Here is an 18534-nt window from a genome sequence, read left to right on the forward strand (position 1 = left end):
TATGATATAGTTTTGGTCTTCGCACGAAACAACGTTTTTTGTGAAGACCAAGCGGGAGTAGCTCAGTTGGTAGAGCGCAACCTTGCCAAGGTTGAGGTCGCGAGTTCGAGCCTCGTCTCCCGCTCCAAATTCGGCAAAAAAAGCCTGACACAATTTAATTGCGTCAGGCTTTTTTCTTTGGTGTACTGCTTAGTCAAGCTTGGCACCAGATTTTTTGACGACATCCGCCCAGAGCTTAATCTCGCCATCAACAAACTTCCCAAACTGCGCACCCGTCAGATCAGGGAACTCAGCGCCATTTGTTGCCCAAACCTTAACAATCGTGTCGTCTTTTGACAGCTTTTTGATTTCGTCAATCAGCTTGGCCTGAACAGCGGGCGGTGTGCCCTTTGGTGCCCAGATCGCGTACCAAGTACTCACGGTGTAGTCAGGCAGACCGAGTTCGGCTGCACTGGGAACATCAGGAATCGCTGGGTTACGTGAAGCGCCTGCTACCATCAAAGGCTTGATTCGGCCAGACTTGATGTGGGCAGACGAAGAACCCAAACCGTCAAACATCATATCGACATCACCTGCCATCAAACCCTGCAAAGCCGGGCCTGCGCCACGATAGGGAATGTGGGCGATGTTGGTGTTGGTCTGAATTTTGAACAACTCACCTGCCAAGTGGTGAGAAGTGCCGCTACCCGCCGAGCCGTAATTCATCTTGCCAGGGTTGGCATTCACTTGGTTCATAAAGGCCTTGAAGTCGCCTGGAACCTTTTGAGGATTGACGACCAGTACCTGTGGGACGCGTGCGACGAGTGCGATCGGCACGAAATCTTTTTGGAGATCATAGTCAAGCTTGGGGTACATGGAGGGCGCGATTGAATGGTGCACGGCCCCCATAAATAGGGTGTAACCATCTGGTGCAGCCTTAGCGGCAATACCCGCGCCAAGGTTGCCGCCCGCACCACCGCGATTGTCGATGACAATTTGTTTGCCAAGCGACTTGCTCAACACAGCGGCCATGGGGCGCGCAAAGGCATCCGTGCCACCACCTGCTGGGAAGGGAACCACCAGGGTCACAGGTTTAGTCGGCCAATCGGTCTGCGCATAGGCGCCGGTTGCGGACAAGGCTAAGGCACATGCACCTACTTGCATCAGTATCCGACGCTTAATGATTGTTTTCATGGATGTCTCCAGATTTGTTGATCAATTGAACCGTTGCACAGGTATTGCTCAAGGCAGTCCCCTCGCGACAGGCTTAGGCGAGAGTATAGTTTGTACTAGCATCTATTAAAAACCGCTTTTGTAGTATGATCTGCGCCTGCGTAAAGCTTCGTGTTGGCGCAATGGCAGAGTGGTTATGCAGCGGATTGCAAATCCGTGTAGCTCGGTTCGATTCCGGGTTGCGCCTCCAACACACAGCAAGCCCTAGTGCGCGGCGAAGAGCCCTCAGACAAGCGCCACATGAAAAACTCATCACTCCAATCGCCCCCCCTTTCAAAAGACCTGCACCAGACTCCTACTGGTTTTGTGGCGTTTAGGATCATCCTTGTTTTTGCCTGCGGGTACTTTCTCTCCTATGTCTTGCGATCCGTCAACGCAGCGATTGCCCCACTTTTAGCAGAGGATCTGCAGCTTTCGCCTGGTGAACTTGGCTGGCTTACCTCTGCGTACTTTTTGGCTTTTAGTGCTGTGCAAATCCCGGTGGGTATTTGGCTGGATCGTCATGGTGCCCGGCGCACGGAGTCTGCCCTGCTGTTGGTGGCTGCCGCGGGTGCGGTCTTGATGGCAACCAGCGAAGCCCTATGGCTGCTCTCGGTTGGCCGCATGATGATTGGCGTTGGTGTCTCGGCCTGCCTGATGGCAGCCTACTCCTACTTTCGTCGCTGCTTTTCAGCGGAGCAACAGCCCCGTCTGGTCATGTATATGCTGATTGCCGGCACATCGGGGGCGCTGATGGCCAGTCAACCTGCTTTGGCCTTGGCAGAGTGGATCGGCTGGCGGCATTCGTTTGGTCTGATCGCGATTTTGCTGGTGTTCAGTGCTCTGGCAATTTTCTTGTTTGCAGGTGATTTAGATCGGCAACAAACACCGCCTGCTGCAGCGCATCACCGCGAAGGAGGCTTTCTGACACTTTGCAAGCATCCGCTCATGGTGCAGGCGATTCCGCCCACCATCTTTATCGTCGGCGGCTTTGGTGCCTTACAAACGCTGTGGGCGGGCCCTTGGTTTACGGGCGTGTTGGGCATGACGCCCGACCAGGCGAGCCAGACCCTGCTGTACCTGAATGCCATGATTTTGCTTGCTTATATTTTGATGGGCACGATTAGTCCTTGGCTCATCAAGCGTGGCGTCGCACTTGCAACACAGTCGCTATGCGCATTAATTTGGATTCCACTGTGCTTTGCAGTGATTGTTTTCTGGCAAGGCGCACTTTCTTGGATTGTCTGGCTGATCCTGTCACTGATGGTGCCCGCGATGTTTTTGCTGCAAACCCAGGTCGCGCTCGCTTTTCCCAAGCACATCGCTGGTCGCATTCTGACCACCTATAACCTGATGGTTTTTGTGGGTTCCTTTGCGGTGCAATGGGGGTTTGGATTGTTAACAGACCTGTTTATTGCTTTTGGTTACGGCCCCTCACAAGCGCTCACTGGAGCAATGGGCGGCCTAGTGATCTTGCAATTCATCAGCATGTTCTGGTTTCTAGCGAGAAAACCTCATGGATCAATCGGTACTTGACGCTGTCAAACGCTGGCCAGATGTGCCGGCTGTTTATGGGTGGCTTTCTTTGACTCCGCGAGGCGAATGGAAACTTCATCCTCTAGGTGATGCGCAAGCAGGGGGACTTGGACAAGGCATCAGCAACACTCAAATCCTGGGGTTTATGGATCGCAATTATGCTGATCAACCCGATGGTGCCTGGTTTTTTCAAAATGGTCCGCAGCGCGTGTTTGTGCGCCTGGATGCGGCACCTCTCATTGTGCATGTCGATCCAAACCATCAGACGCTCACGACACATCACGGAAAAACGCTCCAACACGTCTTTCATTGGTATTGCGATGAAACGGGGCAACTTTACGCAAAAACCGATTGCGGTCCGGCACGCATTGACGACCGTGATCTGCAGGTGTTGGCAGAGGTCTTGCGAAGCGCAGAGGGGCTCACTTTGTTTGATTTGTTCGAAGCGTTTGAATTGAGCGAGACGCCACAGTCCGGAGGGTCAGAGCAGCCTGCCTTGACGCACACACTGTCAGATCCCCTGAAGCGATACCCAGCGCTCAGCCAAGCCGCCCCCTTGCGTTTTTTAAAGGCAGCCGAGATCGCCCAAGCCTTGCACTTTATCCCTAACCCTGGCCCTGCAGCTGTCAATTCTCCCTCCCTTGGTCGTAAAATAGTGTCATGAGCCACGATCCAAGCTTTTACTTTCCCGCCCCTCGCGAACAAAAGTTCTGCAGTCAATGCGGCACCCTCAACACCAATCGTTTACTCGAGGGTGACAATCGCAAGCGCGATGTTTGTGAGAATTGCGGTGCGGTCCATTATCAAAATCCGCGTCTAGTGGTTGGGACCCTTCCTGTGTGGGGAGACAAAGTTCTCTTGTGCCTCAGGGCCATCGAACCGCGCGCCAACACCTGGACGCTCCCTGCTGGTTTTATGGAGCTCAACGAGAGTATGTCCCAAGGGGCCGAGCGCGAAACCCAAGAAGAAGCAGGCGTTAAGATCGCGCTTGGAAAGTTGTACACCGCAATCGATATCCCTCAGGTGGATCAAGTGCATGTGTACTTTTTAGCTGAGGCCTTAGGCCCCGAACTTGACCCGGGTCCTGAGACACTCGAGGCTCGCTGGTTTGGCCTGGACGAAATCCCCTGGGATAACTTGGCGTTTCGCTCTGTTTCCACTTCTCTCAAACACTACATTCGTGATCGTTCCCACGGTCATTTTGAGATGCATCATTATTCGCTCGCGCTTAATCGCTAGCCAAGCCGCGCAGTTGAGGACTCAGGCGCTATTGTGAATCTGACCTGGCTTGACCTCGATACCCCTTTTCCGCCTGTCACGCAGGCGTTGACAGACCCTCCAGGTCTTGTGGCCGCAGGTGCTGACCTCTCCATTGCGCGTTTGCGTGCGGCCTACTCTCAGGGCATTTTCCCTTGGTTCTCTGAGCACGAACCTCCACTTTGGTGGTCGCCAGATCCTCGCATGGTTTTAAAGTGTGATGATCTTCATCTCTCACACTCACTCAAAAAGCGTTTACGTCAAATCACCCGTGCGCAAGCGTGCGGAGATTTTTCTATTGTCGTCACCGTCGACACCGCCTTCAGTTCAGTGATCCGCGCCTGCGCGCGTTCCTCACAAAACGGACAACCTGGCACTTGGATTACGCAAGAAATGAGGCTGGCTTATGAAGCCTGGCATCTGCTTGGTCAAGCGCACAGCATTGAAACCTGGCTAAACGGAGAGCTCGTTGGCGGCTTATATGGCGTCAATCTCGGCCAGATGTTTTTCGGCGAGTCGATGTTTAGTCGCGCGGATGATGCCTCCAAAATCGCCTTTGCGCATTTGGTCGCCTTTTTAAAACGGAATGGTGTTGAATGGATTGACTGTCAAATGAAAACAGCTCATCTTGCCTCGCTTGGGGCTGCAGTCGTACCCAGAGCGGACTTTATTGCGCACATAGAATCCCGAGTGACGCAGCCAGACCTGACTTGGCGTCCCGGTCGTTTAGACCTACAGGGACAATGGCATCCCCTGTCCGCAACCCCTTGATTTGTACTATTCTCAACAGCATGAGTTTCTGCCTTTAACCCTGGTGTCATGCATGAGCCAAATCAAGGAACTACCCTTCGCCACCTTGCAGTTTTATGCCACGGCACCCTATCCGTGCAGCTACTTGCCTGGGCGACAGGCCCGTTCACAAGTGGCAGCACCCGGGCATCTCATCCAGTCCGACACCTATTCGCAACTCATTGATCAGGGTTTTCGTCGCAGTGGTCTGTTTACCTATCGACCACACTGCGATGACTGTCAGGCATGCACTCCCGTACGGATCAATGTTGATCAATTTGCGCCCACCCGGACCCAATTACGTGCACTCAAGCGCCACAAGGATCTTCGTCCGCTTGTAGCTGAGCTCACTTGGTCTGAGGAACACTACGCACTCTACTCTCGCTATCAAGCCCGACGACATCCCCAAGGCGGCATGGATGAAGACAGTCGTCAGCAATACGGTGAATTTCTGCTTGCCAGCCGAGTGAACACGCGACTTGTGGAGTTTCGCGATCAAGACGGTACGCTTCAAATGGTGTCGATTATCGACGTGCTGGAACAGGGTCTGTCATCCGTTTATACCTTTTACGATCCTGATACGCGCGGCAGTCTTGGGACGTACGGTATTTTGTGGCAGATTCAGCAATGTCGACAGCTGAGCCTGCCTTGGCTGTATCTGGGGTATTGGATCGAACACAGCGAAAAAATGGCCTACAAGGCGCTCTTTAAGCCCGCCCAATACAGAATAAACGGTCAATGGCAGTCTGACCGTTAAAATACCTTTCTTATTTCATCTCGTCACGATACCGCCCGAGGCACCTAGTCATATGTCCATCCTATTTCAAGCCTACCCTCTCGCACGCCATGCGCTGTTTGCCATGGACGCCGAAGCCGCGCATGAGGCAACGCTAAGCGCCTTACAGCGCGCCTATGATTGCTCGCTGACACGCGGCCTCATGCACAGTCAAGTACTAGTGCCGACAACCTTGATGGGATTAGCGTTACAAAACCCTGTGGGTTTGGCGGCAGGCCTAGATAAAAATGGCGCGCATATCGATGCCATGGGCAATCTCGGCTTCGGTTTCATCGAAGTCGGTACGGTCACGCCGCGTGCTCAACCGGGCAATCCAAAACCACGCATGTTTCGCTTGCCCGACGCAGAAGCGCTGATTAACCGGCTAGGTTTTAACAACCAAGGCCTCGACGCATTTTTAGCGAACGTTCAACGCAGCACCTGGCGCGAACGTGGCGGTGTGATTGGTCTCAATATTGGCAAAAATGCTGACACACCCATTGAACAAGCAGCGGATGACTACCTGATCGGCTTGTCTGGCGTGTATCCACATGCCGACTACATTACCGTCAACATTTCCTCACCCAACACAAAAAATCTGAGAGCGCTTCAGGGTGAGCACGAACTCGATCAACTGTTGTCACAACTGGCCACACGCCGCTTGGCCTTGGCGCAACAGCATCAGAAGCGTGTGCCTCTCGCCGTCAAAATTGCACCAGACTTGACTGAGGAACAAATTGACATCATTGCCGAAGTTCTGCCACGTCACGGGATCGATGGTGTGATTGCGACCAACACGACGCTCTCAAGAGAGGCTGTGCAGGGTCAAAAATACGCTGAAGAGGCAGGCGGACTTTCAGGTGCACCGTTACATGCCAGATCGCTTGAAGTGATTGGTCGCTTGCGTGCCAAACTGGGCACTGACTTCGCCATTATTGGTGTGGGCGGCATTATGTCCGGCAAGCACGCTGCAGAAAAAATGGCGGCAGGTGCCAATGCGGTTCAGCTCTACACAGGGCTGATCTATCGTGGCCCGAGCTTGGTGGGTGAATGCGCCAAAGAAATCGGTCGCCAACGTCGTTAGTTTTTTTTGTGACGCAAAAAGAAAAACACCTCAATGACGCATTGAGGTGTTTTTTTGTAACCGACTATTAGGCAGCGCGGCGACCGCGGGTAGCGGACTTGGCGACTTCGGCGGCCTCTCCAGCTGCTTTGAACGTGGCGCTTGTGGCAGCGGCCAGATTCTTTTCAGCAACTTCGGCTGCCTGTTTGGCGACTTTGGTCATGGAATCAAAGGCAGTGTTAGCTTGAACCAAACCGCTTTTGAGCATGGCAACAGCGCTTTCAGAACCAGCAGGTGCATGTTGTGTCAGTTGCTCAATCGCATCGTGCATGTGCTTTTTGCCTTCGGCAAGCTGAGCTTCGCCGAGCTTGGCCAGATCTGCCTGAACAGAAGTGACGATGTCATACACGTGCTTGCTGTAAGCCATCGCTTTTTCTGCATTGGGCTGAACCAGCGTGGATGTCATGGCAACCGCTTCTTGGGCATCTTTGATGCTGGCGGCATGCTGTGACTTCTCTGACACATCGTCAAGCGTCGCCTTGATGGCCTTGAGGTTTAAGTCGACAAGCTTTTCAAAGCCGCCGAATACTGAACTCTGAATGGAAACCAGTGCTTCGATTGCTGCTTTCTGGCTGTTTAGAACTTGCTGAGGAATCGCGGACATGGTGTTCTCCTAAAATTGGGGGATGCGCTGGATCAAACATCTCGCAGAAACTTTTGCTGCAGCGCACAAACTTCATTGTAGCCCCCTAAATTCTCATGTCAACACTTTTTTGTTGCGATGCACAAAAACGACAAACCCTAGGCGCTCAGACCCGCGTCATAGCCGAGTGCCTCCGAAATTTTGCCCGCAGTAGCCACCAACTGTGGAATCCAGGCGTCTTCGAGCCGACCAGAGGGTGCGGAAATAGATAAGCCTGCTACGAGTTTGCCCGTGTCATCGTAAATGCCTGCTGCGATACAGCGCACGCCCAGTTCGAGTTCTTCGTTATCACGGGCATAACCGTGTTGACGAACTAAAGAAAGCTCTCGCTCAAGCGCCTCAAGAGATGTAATGCTATTGACTGTGCTGCCTGCCAGATGCGTACGCGCAGCATAGGCGCGGACTTGACGCGTATCAACGGCCGAGAGAAAAAGCTTGCCGTTAGAGGTCAGGTGCAGCGGCGCTCGACCACCAATGGCACGCACGACTTGCATGCCTGAGCGCTCACTCCAGGCTCGATCAATGTAAACAATTTCGTCACTTTGTTGAACTGAAAGGTTGACCGTTTGACCTGTCAGCACATGTAAAGCCTGCATAGCATCGATTGCAGCCTCCCGAACATTCAGGCGCCCTTTAACAAGCGAACCAAGCTCGAGGAGTCGCATACCCAGTTGATATAAACCGCTGTCGACACGATCCACATACCGTCCCAACACGAGATCGTTCAATATGCGATGCGCAGTAGAGGAATGAAGCCCTGTTGCCTTGGACAGGTCTTTTAAGGCGACGGGATCGGGCTGAGCGGCTAAGGCGTCCAGCAAAGCGGTCGCTCGTTCGAGCACCTGAATCGCCATGCCCAGACCTGCAGTTGAAGCACTCAAGGCGTTCGAATCGGCTGACACTACCGCTTGGTGTTGGGCAGCAACCTGCGGCCGGGCGGAATGAGATGAATTCATGGAACGGGTCCTCTATTGCAACGCAACAGAGGATATTCTATCCCATATTGTGAAAAATCACTTGGCGGGAGGATCGTAACGACCGCCTAGACGCAAGGCTTCCGCTCTTAAAAACTCCAGTGCCTCAGCCGCTACCGCCGCCTCACCTTTTACGCCGAGCTCGATATGCGGCACGCCGCCACCATCACCGACGGAAGGCAAACTAAAGGCCCGCACGCCCGGCCACTTTTGCTCAAGCGCCTCAAGGGCCGGAGTAATACGCGACTCGGGCATGCTGTAGACGATAAAAGAGTGCTCGGTGTGGTCTTCTTTGTTGTGCAAGTGGGCGTAGCGACTATCAAGTGTTGCCTCGAGCATGGGCCATGCCATGACAGGAAAACCAGGCACAAACGTATGATTTTGAATATGAAAACCGGGGATGCGGTTAAAGGGATTGACCACCGCTTCGCAACCCTCTGGGAAAAATCCCATTTGCAATCGCTGGATATTTTCCGGGGCCGTCATGTCGGCAGTCCCTTGGCCTTTTGCAGCATTTTCCTGGCAGCGAATCGTGATTTGCTCTTGGGCAAACGGGTGCAGCACCAAGGGGCGACCCAGCGCTGCAGCAGCGGCTTGACGTGTATGGTCATCGGGCGTGGCACCGATGCCGCCACAACAAAACACAATGTCATTGCCCGCAAAACTACGGGTCAAGGCTTCGGTCAACGCTGCGCGATCATCCGACAGAATTTCTACCCATGAAAGTTGTAAGCCACGCGCGCCCAATAGCTCGACAACCTTAGGGAAATGTTTGTCCTGTCGACGACCAGACAGAATTTCGTCACCGACAACAATCAAACCAAAACGTGCTTTGTCTTGAGAACCCGACATATGCTTTCCAGTAAAAATTCAGCGAAATAATCTAGCATTTCAGCACAAAATTAGCCTTTGCCTTTTTGCACGATCAGAAAATATAAGGTTTAGAGATCCAGTGTTTTTTCAGCTCTGAGGCGCTGCAGGGCGTCCAGACCATAGTGGGTATAAACCAGACCTGAAAAGACAGGTAGGAAAATCCATGCGGGAGGGACTAGATTGATCACGGCACAACACATGCCAATCGTCCAGAAGCCAGTGCCATGGCGCTCAATGAGCATCATGCGTTCTTGGGTCGTCGCATGCTCAACAATCGCATCAATCCGCATGATGCGTGAAAAAGCAAACGTCCACCAGAGCAAAGACACGAGCAACCCAAGTGGTGGAAACAACCAAAACGGCAAGGTTAGAATCCAGCCCAGTACGAACACCACGCTGACCCACACCGCATTCCAGACGCTCACAACAAGCGCATTTTGCCCTTGCAGTGCCAGAGCTGGAAAATGTTGGCGTGAGACGTGCGTCACAACAAGAGGCATGACAAAAATAGCCGCGACTGTGAGCCCTAGGATTCCAGAGATTGGCAAGAGCACCATCAACACGATAAAAAAGACCAGCGAGGATTGAATCCCCTCCAAAGAAAACAACCCTTTTGACACGAGCCACTCATTGGCCGCAATCAAAGCCGAAGTTTCACTCAACATCTGATTCAGCCAAGTTTTCAGTGGGCTCAGCGCAAAGAGCATTAAAAGTATCGCCCCCACCAGCATGATTAAAAATGGCATCAAGAGGGCGAAGAGCATACGCGGATGCACCTGTGACACAAGCGCACGCCAAAAGGCCTGACCCACACCCGACAGCCCAACGGATACTGCGCGTGGAGCCTGAGGCGGCGAAACTGAATGCGGCTGTTTCATGATGTCCAATCCAATAAGCGTCCAACAAAAGTCAGACTGCAATGCGTTCAATGCGGCTATCATAGACAATCATTTTGTCTCGTGCTGACATGACTTGTTATTTTCCTGACACCCCTGCCCTGACCCAACGGCTTGCCTCCACAGAGGGCATGCTAGTGTTGTGCTTTTGCGCCGCTTGGTGTGATACCTGCAAAGAGTATCAACCCAAGTTCGCGGGCTTAGCCGCACAGCACCCCGAGGCGAGTTTTGTATGGGTAGATATCGAAGATCACCCCGAATTGCTCGGGGATGAGGACGTTGAAAATTTTCCCACTATCGCGATCATTGAGCACACTGCAGTGCGCTTTATGGGCACGATTTTGCCGCACATTGAACACCTTGACCGGCTGATCGTCGCGATGCAAGCGCCGGGGAAATCTCAACAGACGGATCTTCCCGAAAACTTGCTTTCGCTGCTCAAAGGCTAACCCTTCACTCAGCCTTTTTAGGCGCCCCGCCTAACAACAAACCGACGGCACGTTTAGCCTGAATCGCAGGCTTTTTGCTATTGGAAGCAGGTGCCTGTGCCGCAGCAATTGCTGCAGGCGAAGGCTCATAGGGCTTGAGAAAAAACTCATCAATCGGCTTGACTGGCGCGCTATAGCGGCTGGGTCTTGCGCCACGTTCGCTACCTCGATCGCTCCCACGATCAGTACCGCGCTCACCACCGCTGCGGGGTGTGCGGGCGGGTCGCGACTCCTCTCTAACCGGAGCGCGCGTGAGTAACTCACCAGGAATGTGCAGAACCGCACGCGTCACCGGTGCCTTGATCAATTTTTCGATATCGAGCAAGTATTTTTCTTCGGCTGGCGAAAAAAAGGAGATGGCCTCACCACTCGCGCCCGCACGTCCAGTTCGGCCAATACGATGCACATAATCTTCGGCACTGTGCGGCAAATCGTAATTAATGACGCAAGGAACACCCGCCACATCAAGACCACGCGCAGCTACATCGGTGGCCACGAGTACCTCGAGCTCGCCGGCTTTGAAGGCCTCGAGCGCTTTCATCCGGTCGGCTTGCGACTTGTCGCCATGGATCGACTCCGCGCGCACACCATCGAGTTCGAGTTGGCGCGCCAAGCGGCTAGTGCCGATCTTGGTGTTTGAAAATACGATGACTTGTTTGAGACCACGTGACTTGACGAGGTGAACCACCGCTGCACGCTTGGCTTCTCCCGCCATGGCGTAGGCGATTTGCGTCACAGTATCGGCGGTCGCATTGCGCTTGGCGACTTCGAGTTCGACCGGATTTTTTAGATAGGTCCGGCCAAGCTTGCGAATTTCATTACTGAAGGTCGCCGAGAACAGCAGAGTCTGGCGCTGTGCGGGCAGGAGTCGCATGATGCGATCCAAATCGGGAAGAAAGCCCATGTCCAACATGCGGTCAGCTTCGTCGAGCACCAAAATACCAACCTGGCTCAAATTGACCGTGCGCTGTTCAACGTGATCTAGCAAGCGTCCTGGCGTGGCAATCAATACCTCACAGCCATTGCGCAAAGCTTCTTTTTGAGGACCAATGTCTACCCCACCAAAGACAACGGTGGAGCGAAGCGGAGTTTTAAGACCATAACGCTTGACACTTTCATACACTTGATCCGCCAACTCACGCGTGGGGGTCAGGATCAAGGCACGGACAGGATGCCGAGCCGGCGATGCGCTCGTATTGGCCATCGGCATCAAGCGATGCAGAATCGGCAGAGTAAACGCAGCGGTTTTTCCTGTGCCTGTCTGGGCCGCGCCCATGACGTCATTGCCAGCCATTACAGAGGGCAGTGCTTGGGCCTGAATCGGTGTGGGGACGGTGTAGCCCGTATCCGCAACAGCTTGCAAAATAGCAGGATGAAGTCCGATTTCAGCAAAAGTAGGAATGGCCGGTGCAACGTCGTCCGGTAGCGCCACAACGGGCTGACCAGAGGGATCTGACTGGGGATGGTGAGGGGTTTGAGTGTTTGAAGTCATTGAATTATTTAGAGAAATCAGCCTTCAGTGTAACGCAGCGCAGCAAAATTAAACGGGTTGAGCCGGAAATGTTGCCCGACGAGTCCAGCACATCAGGTTTAGAGACCAAAGGCCCAACGAGAGACCCACAGGGCGGCCATCCCGGAAACAATCAACAAAAATCCGTTACGCGTCCACAGAAATACCCCGACCGCGATCGCCGCGGCCAGCAAACGCAAATCAACTTGCGGCCCATCAATGGGATGCCACGGCAGCAACTCGGGAATAACAATCCCTGTCAGTGCCGCCAAGGGGGCATAACGCAAAGCACTGCGCAAGCCGTCGGGCAACGTAATGTGATGCCCGAAAACAAAGTACCCAGCACGACAAATCGCCGTGCAAATCGCCAGCAACACAATCGTTGTGTAAAGATATTGGGAGTTTTCCATCAGCCCCTCGCCTTTGATTGTGTGCGTCTAGCCTGAATGCGCCGCTCCGTCCACATCCCGGCGATGATTCCCACAATCACTGCCGCAAGCAAGCCTAGTCTGAGCGGCCACAGCTGGGTGAGCCATGCCGTGAGCGCCGAGGCGACAACAGAAATGAAAACCGGCCAAGAGGTGATGTACGGCAACATCATCGCCATCAGCGCCAAAACAGCTCCAAACTCGAGCGACCAAGAGACTGGCACAATCGCGCCGAGTGCAATGCCCAGCATTGAGGCCGTCTGCCAGACCACCCAAGCAGGCAAAATGGTGCCGATAAAAAACCAATGTTGCTCAAGCGTCCCTTTTTTGAGGGCGTCTGCGAAGCGAGGCATAAACACAATAAAAGAGACGTCGACGCTCAAGTAGCCTAAAAAAAGGCGTTTGCGCCAAGAGAGATCGCGGAAAAAGGGGTGAAGTGCCGCCCCAAAAATGAGGAAACGCAGATTAACGATGATGCCAGCCGCAAAAATCAGCCAAATAGGGGCGCCCGCGGCCATCAAAGGCAAGGCGGTCAATTGGGCGGAACCCGCGTAGACCAAAAGTGACATCGCAATCGCTTGAGGCTCGGAGAGACCCGCTTTGACCATCGCCACCCCCGTCACCACTCCCCAGATTGCAAGTGCAATCAGGCCGGGACTGACCGCCCTAAAGCCATCGCGCATTGCAGAGCGGCGCTGAGCACTCAACGTTGGCGCGGGGGGTAGTGAGGACGTCGGGGAAGACAAAGGCGTAACAGTCAGCAAAAAGTAGAGCGAAATTGAGCAAAGTACCCAGAAATTTTCACTATTGTAGACCGCTCGCTTGTTACAATGGTCAGATTGAATTCGAGTTTTGAGAAGACTGATGACACAAGCTCCTAACGCCGGCAAAAATCAAGGCCCGGTGATCGTGACTGCAGAGGATTTACCCCTTCACTGCCCAAGCGACAAAGCACCGCTTTGGAGCATGCACCCGCGTGTCTTTTTGGACATCGTGGATACAGGTGCTGCGAAATGTCCCTATTGCGGCACTGACTACAAACTCGCCGAAGGCACAGTGGTTCATGGCCATTAAAAGCATCGGTCAACATTTCTGTGCCTAACATTTTTGCTACTGCCGAAGAAGCCGAGCTTGCGTTTTATGACGCTCTCGAACGCGCCGATCTTCCCAGACTGATGCAAGTGTGGGCGGACGATGAAGAAATTGTCTGTGTACATCCTGGCGGCTTACGGATTGTGGGACTACATGCTGTCAAAGAATCCTGGCAAGAAATACTGGCGAACGGAGGCTTAGCGATTCGTCCCTCCGCGCCAACTGTGCTGCACAGCATGATGGGCGCGGTACATTCACTCGTTGAGCAAATTACTGTTCACGGTACAGACAGCACCGAAGTGGCTCATTGCTACGCCACAAATATTTATCACAAGGGTCCTACGGGCTGGCGCTTGGTGATGCATCACGCTTCAGCCGCACCCGCTCAGGTCGATGCTTTTGACTTGCATGACAGCCCTGGGCTGCTCCACTGAACCCAAGCCCGACGTGACAGCTACCCCTCCAAGTGCTTCTTTGTTCAAACTCGACGCGCTAAGCGCCGAATTAGATCTCGACGCCTGCCCTGTCCCAGCATGGCTGCCAGATAAGCAATCCCAAACGCTCTTTGGTGCACTCGCAGCCCCTGTCAACCGCATCCGGTTCGTTCGCGAGCGTGTTGACACACCTGATGGGGACTTCATCGATCTTGACTGGAACGCGCCAGCATTGCGCTTGCGCTCGCGTCGCCAACAAGACCCCATGCTGGCGCATACTGCTGCGGTGCGCTGGATGACCCCCGCAGATCAGGCGCTCCTGCACCCAAGCACCCCACAACCCGCCCTTCTTTTGCTGCACGGACTCGAAGGCAGCAGCCAAAGTCGCTATGCACAAGCGATCACGCAACACTTTCTCTCCCTAGGCTGGCTGGTTGCCGTGGCGCACTTCAGAGGGTGCTCGGGTTTTCCGAACCGCCTTGCCCGCGCATATCACTCCGGCGATTCAGAAGAAATTGCCTTTATTCTCGACACGGTCCAGCAACGTGCCCCCATGGCCAAATGGCATGCAGTCGGCGTTTCTCTCGGGGGAAATGCCCTCCTCAAAAAACTGGGGGAAACGCCTGAGAACTTTACTTGGCTCAGTGCTGCGGCAGCTGTTTCCGCCCCCCTCGATCTAGTCGCGGCGGGTAATCATTTGTCCGACAACCTCTTTAATCGTGAGGTCTACTCACGGCACTTTCTGCGCACACTCAAACCCAAGGTTCTCGAAAAATCTCGTCGATTTCCAGGCGTGATCGATGTCATGCGGATTAATCAGGCCAGGGACTTACGCGATTTTGACAATGCCTACACCGCACCGATGCACGGCTTCAAAGATGCGGCAGACTATTGGCAACAGTCCTCTAGCAAACCTTGGCTTAAATCCATTCGCACACCGACACTCGTTTTAAATGCACGTAACGATCCTTTTTTACCGGAACAGGTTTTGCCGGGTCCGGACTACGGGAGTCCAAGCGTCGTTTTTCACCAGCCTGCTCAAGGCGGTCATGTCGGCTTTGTGACAGGCATGTGGCCAGGCAATCTCACTTGGCTTCCCAAGCGATTGAATCGTTTTTTTACCGAGTCGCCCAAGAGATCTCTGGTTTAAGACCTGAATCGTTCGAGCAATCTGCGATCCTCAGCGATTCGGCCAGAAAGCTCACGAATTCTGACGTCAATTTGTGATTGAACGTAAAAATCCTTGGATAGTGTTCTGGCTTGTTGCAATTGGGTATAAGCCGAGGGTAAAGCGCCTAGTTTTTCGTAATACGTTGCCATGGTCTGACGCGAATCCACCACCTCTCCGAGCCGATCTTGGCTAATCGCCAACATCTTGTAGAGCTCGGGCTCTTGGGTCGGCCATCGCTTGACTTGGGCCTGCAAAAATTTGACCGCTTCGGCATCGCGCCCGAGCAACTGCAAGCTCTGCGCAGTTTTTAAGACAAAAGAGCGTCTTTGTGGCCAGCGCTTATGAGAGGCTTGCGCCAGACTGAGCGCGGCGGGAACCTGTCGACGTGCCAGCTCGATCTCTACACGTTGCAGTTCAATGTAAGGCGAATTGGACATGAGAGCCTGAGCCTGATCGAGAGCCTGAGCAGCCGCCTTGGGGTCTTGTCGCGCTAAGGCGGCGAGAGACACTCCGTACCAAGCCGCAGCCCGACGTGCAGCAGAGGGTGCCGCACCCTCGCGTTGCGAACCCGCTCGCGCTTCCTCCTCTAGTTGCTCATGCGCTTGTCGCAACGACCGAGGATCCACGGCTTGCAAGACGCGCGATTTTGCCCGGATAAACCAATACTCATCTTCATTTTGCGCGCCCACAGGACTAAATTGGCGGATGCGGTTTTGCATATCCGTCATGCGTTGAAGGCTCAGAGGGTGTGTAGACGCATACGCACCGCCACCCCGACCTTCATTCAGGCTTGCGGCTTTAGTCAACCTGCCAAACATGGCCGCCATCCCATTGGGGTCATACCCAGCCTTGCGCAACATCTCAACACCATTGCGATCCGCCTCTTGCTCAGCCTCTCGTGAGAAACCGAGTTGACGATCGATGGCCGCAGCCTGACCAAACGCAGCAATCCCCATCGCTGCCTGACCAGAACCGGGGATCAAGGCCGTCAACAGTGCCGCTGCAATAGAAGCCAGTGCGATATGACTGCTTTGACGCTGCTGAGTCAGTCCGCGAGCAATATGGCGCTGGGTCACGTGGGCAATCTCGTGGGCGACCACCCCGGCAACCTCAGACTCAGAGCCAGTCCCCACGATGAGACCGGTATGCACACCGATAAAACCCCCGGGCATGGCAAAAGCGTTCAGTTCGGGGTTTCGCACGCCAAACACATCAATTTGCGGCGCGCCCCCTGGGGCAAAAGCACCCAATTTGCGACCCATATTTTCCAGATATTGGCTCATATCCGGGTCACTGATGTATTCCGGGTCTCGGCGCCCCTGAACCATAATGGCTTCACCCAACTTGCGCTCCAAGGCGGGCGATAACTCCGCAGAGGAAGTCGATCCCATGGACGGCGCGGCAGATGGCTGGGCTAAGACAGGAGAACAAGCAATGCTGAGGGATATTGCAGACAGCAGGCTGCGCTGCAGACCCGTCAATCGACGGCGGGGAGCCAAGATCGAGGTGCGAAAAAAAGACGAAGTCATATTTGGATTTTGTCTGGCCATACGCTTATGATAGCGGCTGTTGAGATTGGTTCCGCCCCAATGGCGGGAAGTTTCTAGGATTATTGATGCGCCCTGTCCGTAAAGCTGTTTTCCCCGTCGCCGGTCTCGGCACGCGTTTTTTGCCCGCAACCAAGGCCATGCCCAAAGAAATGCTGCCTGTAGTGGACAAACCGCTGATCCAATATGCCGTCGAAGAGGCCATTGCCGCCGGCATCACTGATCTGATTTTTGTGACGGGACGACACAAGCGGGCCATTGAGGATCACTTCGACAGTGCCCCGGAAATGGAAGCCGAGCTTGCACGCAAAGGCAAAAATGAGTTGCTCGCGATCGTACAAAATATTTTGCCTCCAAATGTCAGTTGCATTTACATCCGACAATCTGCCCCGTTAGGCTTAGGTCACGCGGTGCTCACGGCTGCGCCCATTGTTGGGGATGAACCGTTCGCTGTGTTGTTGGCAGACGACCTGCTAGATGCAGATCGTCCTGTCATCGGTCAATTGATCGATGCTGCCTTAACCCATCAAGGCAGTATCTTGGGCGTTCAAGAGGTGCCCTTGACTGACACAGACAGATACGGCATCGTAGCGACAGATCCAGTTTCAGCATCGACAGAGCGCGTGCTGCATATCGTTGAAAAACCTAAACCGGCTGTCGCCCCCTCCACTTTAGCGGTGGTGGGTCGCTATGTTTTGGATGCTAGGATTTTTGCGCATCTGCGCCAAACGCAAGCAGGTGCTGGCGGGGAAATTCAGCTGACAGACGGCATTGCTTCCTTGATGAAGGAACAAGCTGTGTTTGCGCATCGTTACGAAGGTATTCGCTACGATTGTGGAAACAAAGAAGGCATGTTTAAAGCAACTGTTGCGTTGGGACGCAAGTATCACGGACTCATACCGTAACGCTAAACCTTCCCCGACACTGCTTTTGCCTGAGGTTAAGTTCTCGTCTTTGATCGCTCAGGCTTGAGCACTCGGGGTTTGGGCGTGCCCCATCGACCTTTGGCTGAAAGTCGCATCAATGTTCGCAAGGCCACCAACAGACCAATCACCTCAGTCATCGCTGCAGGAATCCACATGGTCAAACCACCAATCATTTGGTCGGTTTGTGGTGTCATGGCAATTGCGCGGCCACACAGATCAAAAAGTGGGTACAGGTCGCGTTCAGTAAACGCAATGATGGCGCCAGCCACCATTTGAGGCGCCATCGTGAGAATCGGTGAAATCACGCGTCCACCTGGTGTCATCGCGGCCGGAGGATTGGGGCGACGATCAAGAATCAGATTCCAATACATAAAACCCGTAATCACGACCGACCAGTTCATCAGCCGATAGAGGCGCCAATCCAGCATGGAGTAGAACTGCACGGACGGGATCAGCCAAATGACCACCAAAAACACGAAGAGTGTTGGGACAATGATGGGATTGGTCAGGATGGAGATCAGGGCACGCCCAAGAATTGTCTGATTGAAATGATGCAGGCGTATCCGCCACGACAACGGCATACCCGCGCGCATGACTGAGCCGGGGTAAGCGGCCATGATCACCAAAGGACCGAGGTGGTGCAAGACGAGGTGCTGGACGCGATGAATAAAAAACATGCGCTCAGCGTAATAATCCAACACGGTATGCATCGATAGATACAGCATGACCCAACCGAGCCAGAAAAAAACCTGCCGGGTGCGAGAAACAGCATGGACGCGTTGGCCGCGCACAAATAACCAGGCACTGACAATAAAACACGCCAAGAGCACTGGAGAGAATTCCCAAGGCTTTAACCAACTCAGCCAATCCATCGTGACAGC

The 18534-nt window shown here is 53.8% G+C and carries 21 protein-coding genes and 2 tRNA genes; 13 read left to right on the forward strand and 10 right to left on the reverse strand.

Annotation, left to right across the window (positions count from 1 at the left end; all coding sequences use genetic code 11):
* The first annotated feature begins 51 nt into the window (after nt 1-51).
* Nucleotides 52-127 (forward strand) — tRNA-Gly (locus WBJ47_RS09875).
* A gap of 62 nt (nt 128-189) precedes the next feature.
* On the opposite strand, the gene WBJ47_RS09880 is transcribed toward WBJ47_RS09875, so the two are convergent.
* Entirely contained in the window at nt 190-1173 is a 984-nt protein-coding gene (locus tag WBJ47_RS09880) for a Bug family tripartite tricarboxylate transporter substrate binding protein (RefSeq protein ID WP_422243947.1), read from the reverse strand.
* Nucleotides 1174-1328: 155 nt separating this feature from the next.
* Here WBJ47_RS09880 and WBJ47_RS09885 point away from each other — a divergent pair.
* The 7 genes from WBJ47_RS09885 to WBJ47_RS09915 all read left to right on the forward strand — a co-directional run bounded on the left by WBJ47_RS09885 (nt 1329) and on the right by WBJ47_RS09915 (nt 6632).
* Nucleotides 1329-1402 (forward strand) — tRNA-Cys (locus tag WBJ47_RS09885).
* 50 nt (nt 1403-1452) lie between these two features.
* A complete protein-coding gene (locus WBJ47_RS09890; RefSeq protein WP_422243948.1) occupies nt 1453-2727 on the forward strand; it encodes an MFS transporter in 1275 nt (424 codons plus the stop codon).
* Nucleotides 2708-3391 (forward strand): DUF2946 family protein, encoded by a 684-nt coding sequence (locus WBJ47_RS09895; protein ID WP_422243949.1) that lies wholly within the window; start codon nt 2708-2710, stop codon nt 3389-3391. Before WBJ47_RS09890 ends, WBJ47_RS09895 begins: the two co-directional genes overlap by 20 nt.
* Nucleotides 3388-3966 (forward strand): NUDIX hydrolase, encoded by a 579-nt coding sequence (locus WBJ47_RS09900; protein ID WP_422243950.1) that lies wholly within the window; start codon nt 3388-3390, stop codon nt 3964-3966. The genes WBJ47_RS09895 and WBJ47_RS09900 overlap by 4 nt, the downstream gene beginning before the upstream one ends.
* A gap of 33 nt (nt 3967-3999) precedes the next feature.
* On the forward strand, nt 4000-4755 hold the full coding sequence (aat, locus tag WBJ47_RS09905) for a leucyl/phenylalanyl-tRNA--protein transferase (RefSeq protein WP_422243951.1): 756 nt from the start codon (nt 4000-4002) through the stop codon (nt 4753-4755).
* A gap of 52 nt (nt 4756-4807) precedes the next feature.
* On the forward strand, nt 4808-5530 hold the full coding sequence (locus tag WBJ47_RS09910) for an arginyltransferase (RefSeq protein ID WP_422243952.1): 723 nt from the start codon (nt 4808-4810) through the stop codon (nt 5528-5530).
* A 52-nt stretch (nt 5531-5582) separates the two neighbouring features.
* Nucleotides 5583-6632 (forward strand): quinone-dependent dihydroorotate dehydrogenase, encoded by a 1050-nt coding sequence (locus WBJ47_RS09915; RefSeq protein ID WP_422243953.1) that lies wholly within the window; start codon nt 5583-5585, stop codon nt 6630-6632.
* 67 nt (nt 6633-6699) lie between these two features.
* On the opposite strand, the gene phaP is transcribed toward WBJ47_RS09915, so the two are convergent.
* The 4 genes from phaP to WBJ47_RS09935 form a co-directional block, all read right to left on the reverse strand.
* Nucleotides 6700-7275: a TIGR01841 family phasin gene (phaP, locus tag WBJ47_RS09920; RefSeq protein ID WP_422243954.1), complete on the reverse strand. Its 576-nt coding sequence runs from the start codon at nt 7273-7275 to the stop codon at nt 6700-6702.
* Between the two features lie 137 nt (nt 7276-7412).
* On the reverse strand, nt 7413-8168 hold the full coding sequence (locus WBJ47_RS09925) for an IclR family transcriptional regulator (RefSeq protein WP_422243966.1): 756 nt from the start codon (nt 8166-8168) through the stop codon (nt 7413-7415).
* Nucleotides 8169-8327: 159 nt separating this feature from the next.
* Entirely contained in the window at nt 8328-9140 is an 813-nt protein-coding gene (locus WBJ47_RS09930; RefSeq protein WP_422243955.1) for a competence/damage-inducible protein A, read from the reverse strand.
* 89 nt (nt 9141-9229) lie between these two features.
* Nucleotides 9230-10039, reverse strand: coding sequence for an EI24 domain-containing protein (locus tag WBJ47_RS09935; RefSeq protein WP_422243956.1), 810 nt, complete (start codon nt 10037-10039; stop codon nt 9230-9232).
* Between the two features lie 89 nt (nt 10040-10128).
* Between WBJ47_RS09935 and WBJ47_RS09940 the strand changes: the two genes are divergently transcribed.
* Nucleotides 10129-10506 carry a thioredoxin family protein gene (locus WBJ47_RS09940; RefSeq protein WP_422243957.1) on the forward strand — a complete coding sequence of 126 codons (378 nt, stop codon included), beginning with the start codon at nt 10129-10131 and terminating at the stop codon, nt 10504-10506.
* Nucleotides 10507-10510: 4 nt separating this feature from the next.
* On the opposite strand, the gene WBJ47_RS09945 is transcribed toward WBJ47_RS09940, so the two are convergent.
* From WBJ47_RS09945 to WBJ47_RS09955, 3 genes are all read right to left on the reverse strand, one after another.
* Nucleotides 10511-12037 carry a DEAD/DEAH box helicase gene (locus WBJ47_RS09945; protein ID WP_422243958.1) on the reverse strand — a complete coding sequence of 509 codons (1527 nt, stop codon included), beginning with the start codon at nt 12035-12037 and terminating at the stop codon, nt 10511-10513.
* Between the two features lie 98 nt (nt 12038-12135).
* Nucleotides 12136-12465 (reverse strand): AzlD domain-containing protein, encoded by a 330-nt coding sequence (locus WBJ47_RS09950; protein ID WP_422243959.1) that lies wholly within the window; start codon nt 12463-12465, stop codon nt 12136-12138.
* Nucleotides 12465-13166, reverse strand: coding sequence for an AzlC family ABC transporter permease (locus WBJ47_RS09955; protein ID WP_422243967.1), 702 nt, complete (start codon nt 13164-13166; stop codon nt 12465-12467). The genes WBJ47_RS09950 and WBJ47_RS09955 overlap by 1 nt, the downstream gene beginning before the upstream one ends.
* A gap of 181 nt (nt 13167-13347) precedes the next feature.
* Between WBJ47_RS09955 and WBJ47_RS09960 the strand changes: the two genes are divergently transcribed.
* Genes WBJ47_RS09960 through WBJ47_RS09970 form a run of 3 tightly spaced genes read left to right on the forward strand, consistent with a single transcriptional unit; the run spans nt 13348 to nt 15159 of the window.
* Complete coding sequence (locus tag WBJ47_RS09960; protein ID WP_422243960.1) at nt 13348-13557, forward strand: zinc-finger domain-containing protein; 210 nt, start codon at nt 13348-13350, stop codon at nt 13555-13557.
* A 29-nt stretch (nt 13558-13586) separates the two neighbouring features.
* Nucleotides 13587-14009 carry a YybH family protein gene (locus WBJ47_RS09965; RefSeq protein WP_422243968.1) on the forward strand — a complete coding sequence of 141 codons (423 nt, stop codon included), beginning with the start codon at nt 13587-13589 and terminating at the stop codon, nt 14007-14009.
* Complete coding sequence (locus WBJ47_RS09970) at nt 13984-15159, forward strand: YheT family hydrolase (protein ID WP_422243961.1); 1176 nt, start codon at nt 13984-13986, stop codon at nt 15157-15159. The genes WBJ47_RS09965 and WBJ47_RS09970 overlap by 26 nt, the downstream gene beginning before the upstream one ends.
* On the opposite strand, the gene WBJ47_RS09975 is transcribed toward WBJ47_RS09970, so the two are convergent.
* Entirely contained in the window at nt 15156-16709 is a 1554-nt protein-coding gene (locus WBJ47_RS09975; protein ID WP_422243962.1) for a M48 family metalloprotease, read from the reverse strand. The two genes, WBJ47_RS09970 and WBJ47_RS09975, sit on opposite strands and share 4 nt — an antisense overlap.
* A gap of 86 nt (nt 16710-16795) precedes the next feature.
* Between WBJ47_RS09975 and galU the strand changes: the two genes are divergently transcribed.
* Complete coding sequence (gene galU, locus WBJ47_RS09980; protein WP_424585355.1) at nt 16796-17632, forward strand: UTP--glucose-1-phosphate uridylyltransferase GalU; 837 nt, start codon at nt 16796-16798, stop codon at nt 17630-17632.
* Nucleotides 17633-17667: 35 nt separating this feature from the next.
* On the opposite strand, the gene WBJ47_RS09985 is transcribed toward galU, so the two are convergent.
* On the reverse strand, nt 17668-18525 hold the full coding sequence (locus WBJ47_RS09985) for a cytochrome c oxidase assembly protein (protein WP_422243840.1): 858 nt from the start codon (nt 18523-18525) through the stop codon (nt 17668-17670).
* Nucleotides 18526-18534 lie beyond the last annotated feature (9 nt).

The organism is Zwartia sp., from assembly GCF_049655405.1.
In the GTDB taxonomy this organism is placed as follows: domain Bacteria; phylum Pseudomonadota; class Gammaproteobacteria; order Burkholderiales; family Burkholderiaceae_B; genus Zwartia.

Coding starts and splice junctions, on each gene's coding strand:
- WBJ47_RS09880 (WP_422243947.1), bottom strand. CDS start 1,173: ATGAAAACAATCATTAAGCGTCGGATACTGATGCAAGTAGGTGCATGT.
- WBJ47_RS09890 (WP_422243948.1), top strand. CDS start 1,453: ATGAAAAACTCATCACTCCAATCGCCCCCCCTTTCAAAAGACCTGCAC.
- WBJ47_RS09895 (WP_422243949.1), top strand. CDS start 2,708: ATGGATCAATCGGTACTTGACGCTGTCAAACGCTGGCCAGATGTGCCG.
- WBJ47_RS09900 (WP_422243950.1), top strand. CDS start 3,388: ATGAGCCACGATCCAAGCTTTTACTTTCCCGCCCCTCGCGAACAAAAG.
- WBJ47_RS09910 (WP_422243952.1), top strand. CDS start 4,808: ATGAGCCAAATCAAGGAACTACCCTTCGCCACCTTGCAGTTTTATGCC.
- WBJ47_RS09915 (WP_422243953.1), top strand. CDS start 5,583: ATGTCCATCCTATTTCAAGCCTACCCTCTCGCACGCCATGCGCTGTTT.
- phaP (WP_422243954.1), bottom strand. CDS start 7,275: ATGTCCGCGATTCCTCAGCAAGTTCTAAACAGCCAGAAAGCAGCAATC.
- WBJ47_RS09925 (WP_422243966.1), bottom strand. CDS start 8,168: ATGGCGATTCAGGTGCTCGAACGAGCGACCGCTTTGCTGGACGCCTTA.
- WBJ47_RS09930 (WP_422243955.1), bottom strand. CDS start 9,140: ATGTCGGGTTCTCAAGACAAAGCACGTTTTGGTTTGATTGTTGTCGGT.
- WBJ47_RS09935 (WP_422243956.1), bottom strand. CDS start 10,039: ATGAAACAGCCGCATTCAGTTTCGCCGCCTCAGGCTCCACGCGCAGTA.
- WBJ47_RS09940 (WP_422243957.1), top strand. CDS start 10,129: ATGACTTGTTATTTTCCTGACACCCCTGCCCTGACCCAACGGCTTGCC.
- WBJ47_RS09945 (WP_422243958.1), bottom strand. CDS start 12,037: ATGACTTCAAACACTCAAACCCCTCACCATCCCCAGTCAGATCCCTCT.
- WBJ47_RS09950 (WP_422243959.1), bottom strand. CDS start 12,465: ATGGAAAACTCCCAATATCTTTACACAACGATTGTGTTGCTGGCGATT.
- WBJ47_RS09955 (WP_422243967.1), bottom strand. CDS start 13,166: ATGCGCGATGGCTTTAGGGCGGTCAGTCCCGGCCTGATTGCACTTGCA.
- WBJ47_RS09960 (WP_422243960.1), top strand. CDS start 13,348: ATGACACAAGCTCCTAACGCCGGCAAAAATCAAGGCCCGGTGATCGTG.
- WBJ47_RS09970 (WP_422243961.1), top strand. CDS start 13,984: ATGACAGCCCTGGGCTGCTCCACTGAACCCAAGCCCGACGTGACAGCT.
- WBJ47_RS09975 (WP_422243962.1), bottom strand. CDS start 16,709: ATGACTTCGTCTTTTTTTCGCACCTCGATCTTGGCTCCCCGCCGTCGA.
- galU (WP_424585355.1), top strand. CDS start 16,796: ATGCGCCCTGTCCGTAAAGCTGTTTTCCCCGTCGCCGGTCTCGGCACG.
- WBJ47_RS09985 (WP_422243840.1), bottom strand. CDS start 18,525: ATGGATTGGCTGAGTTGGTTAAAGCCTTGGGAATTCTCTCCAGTGCTC.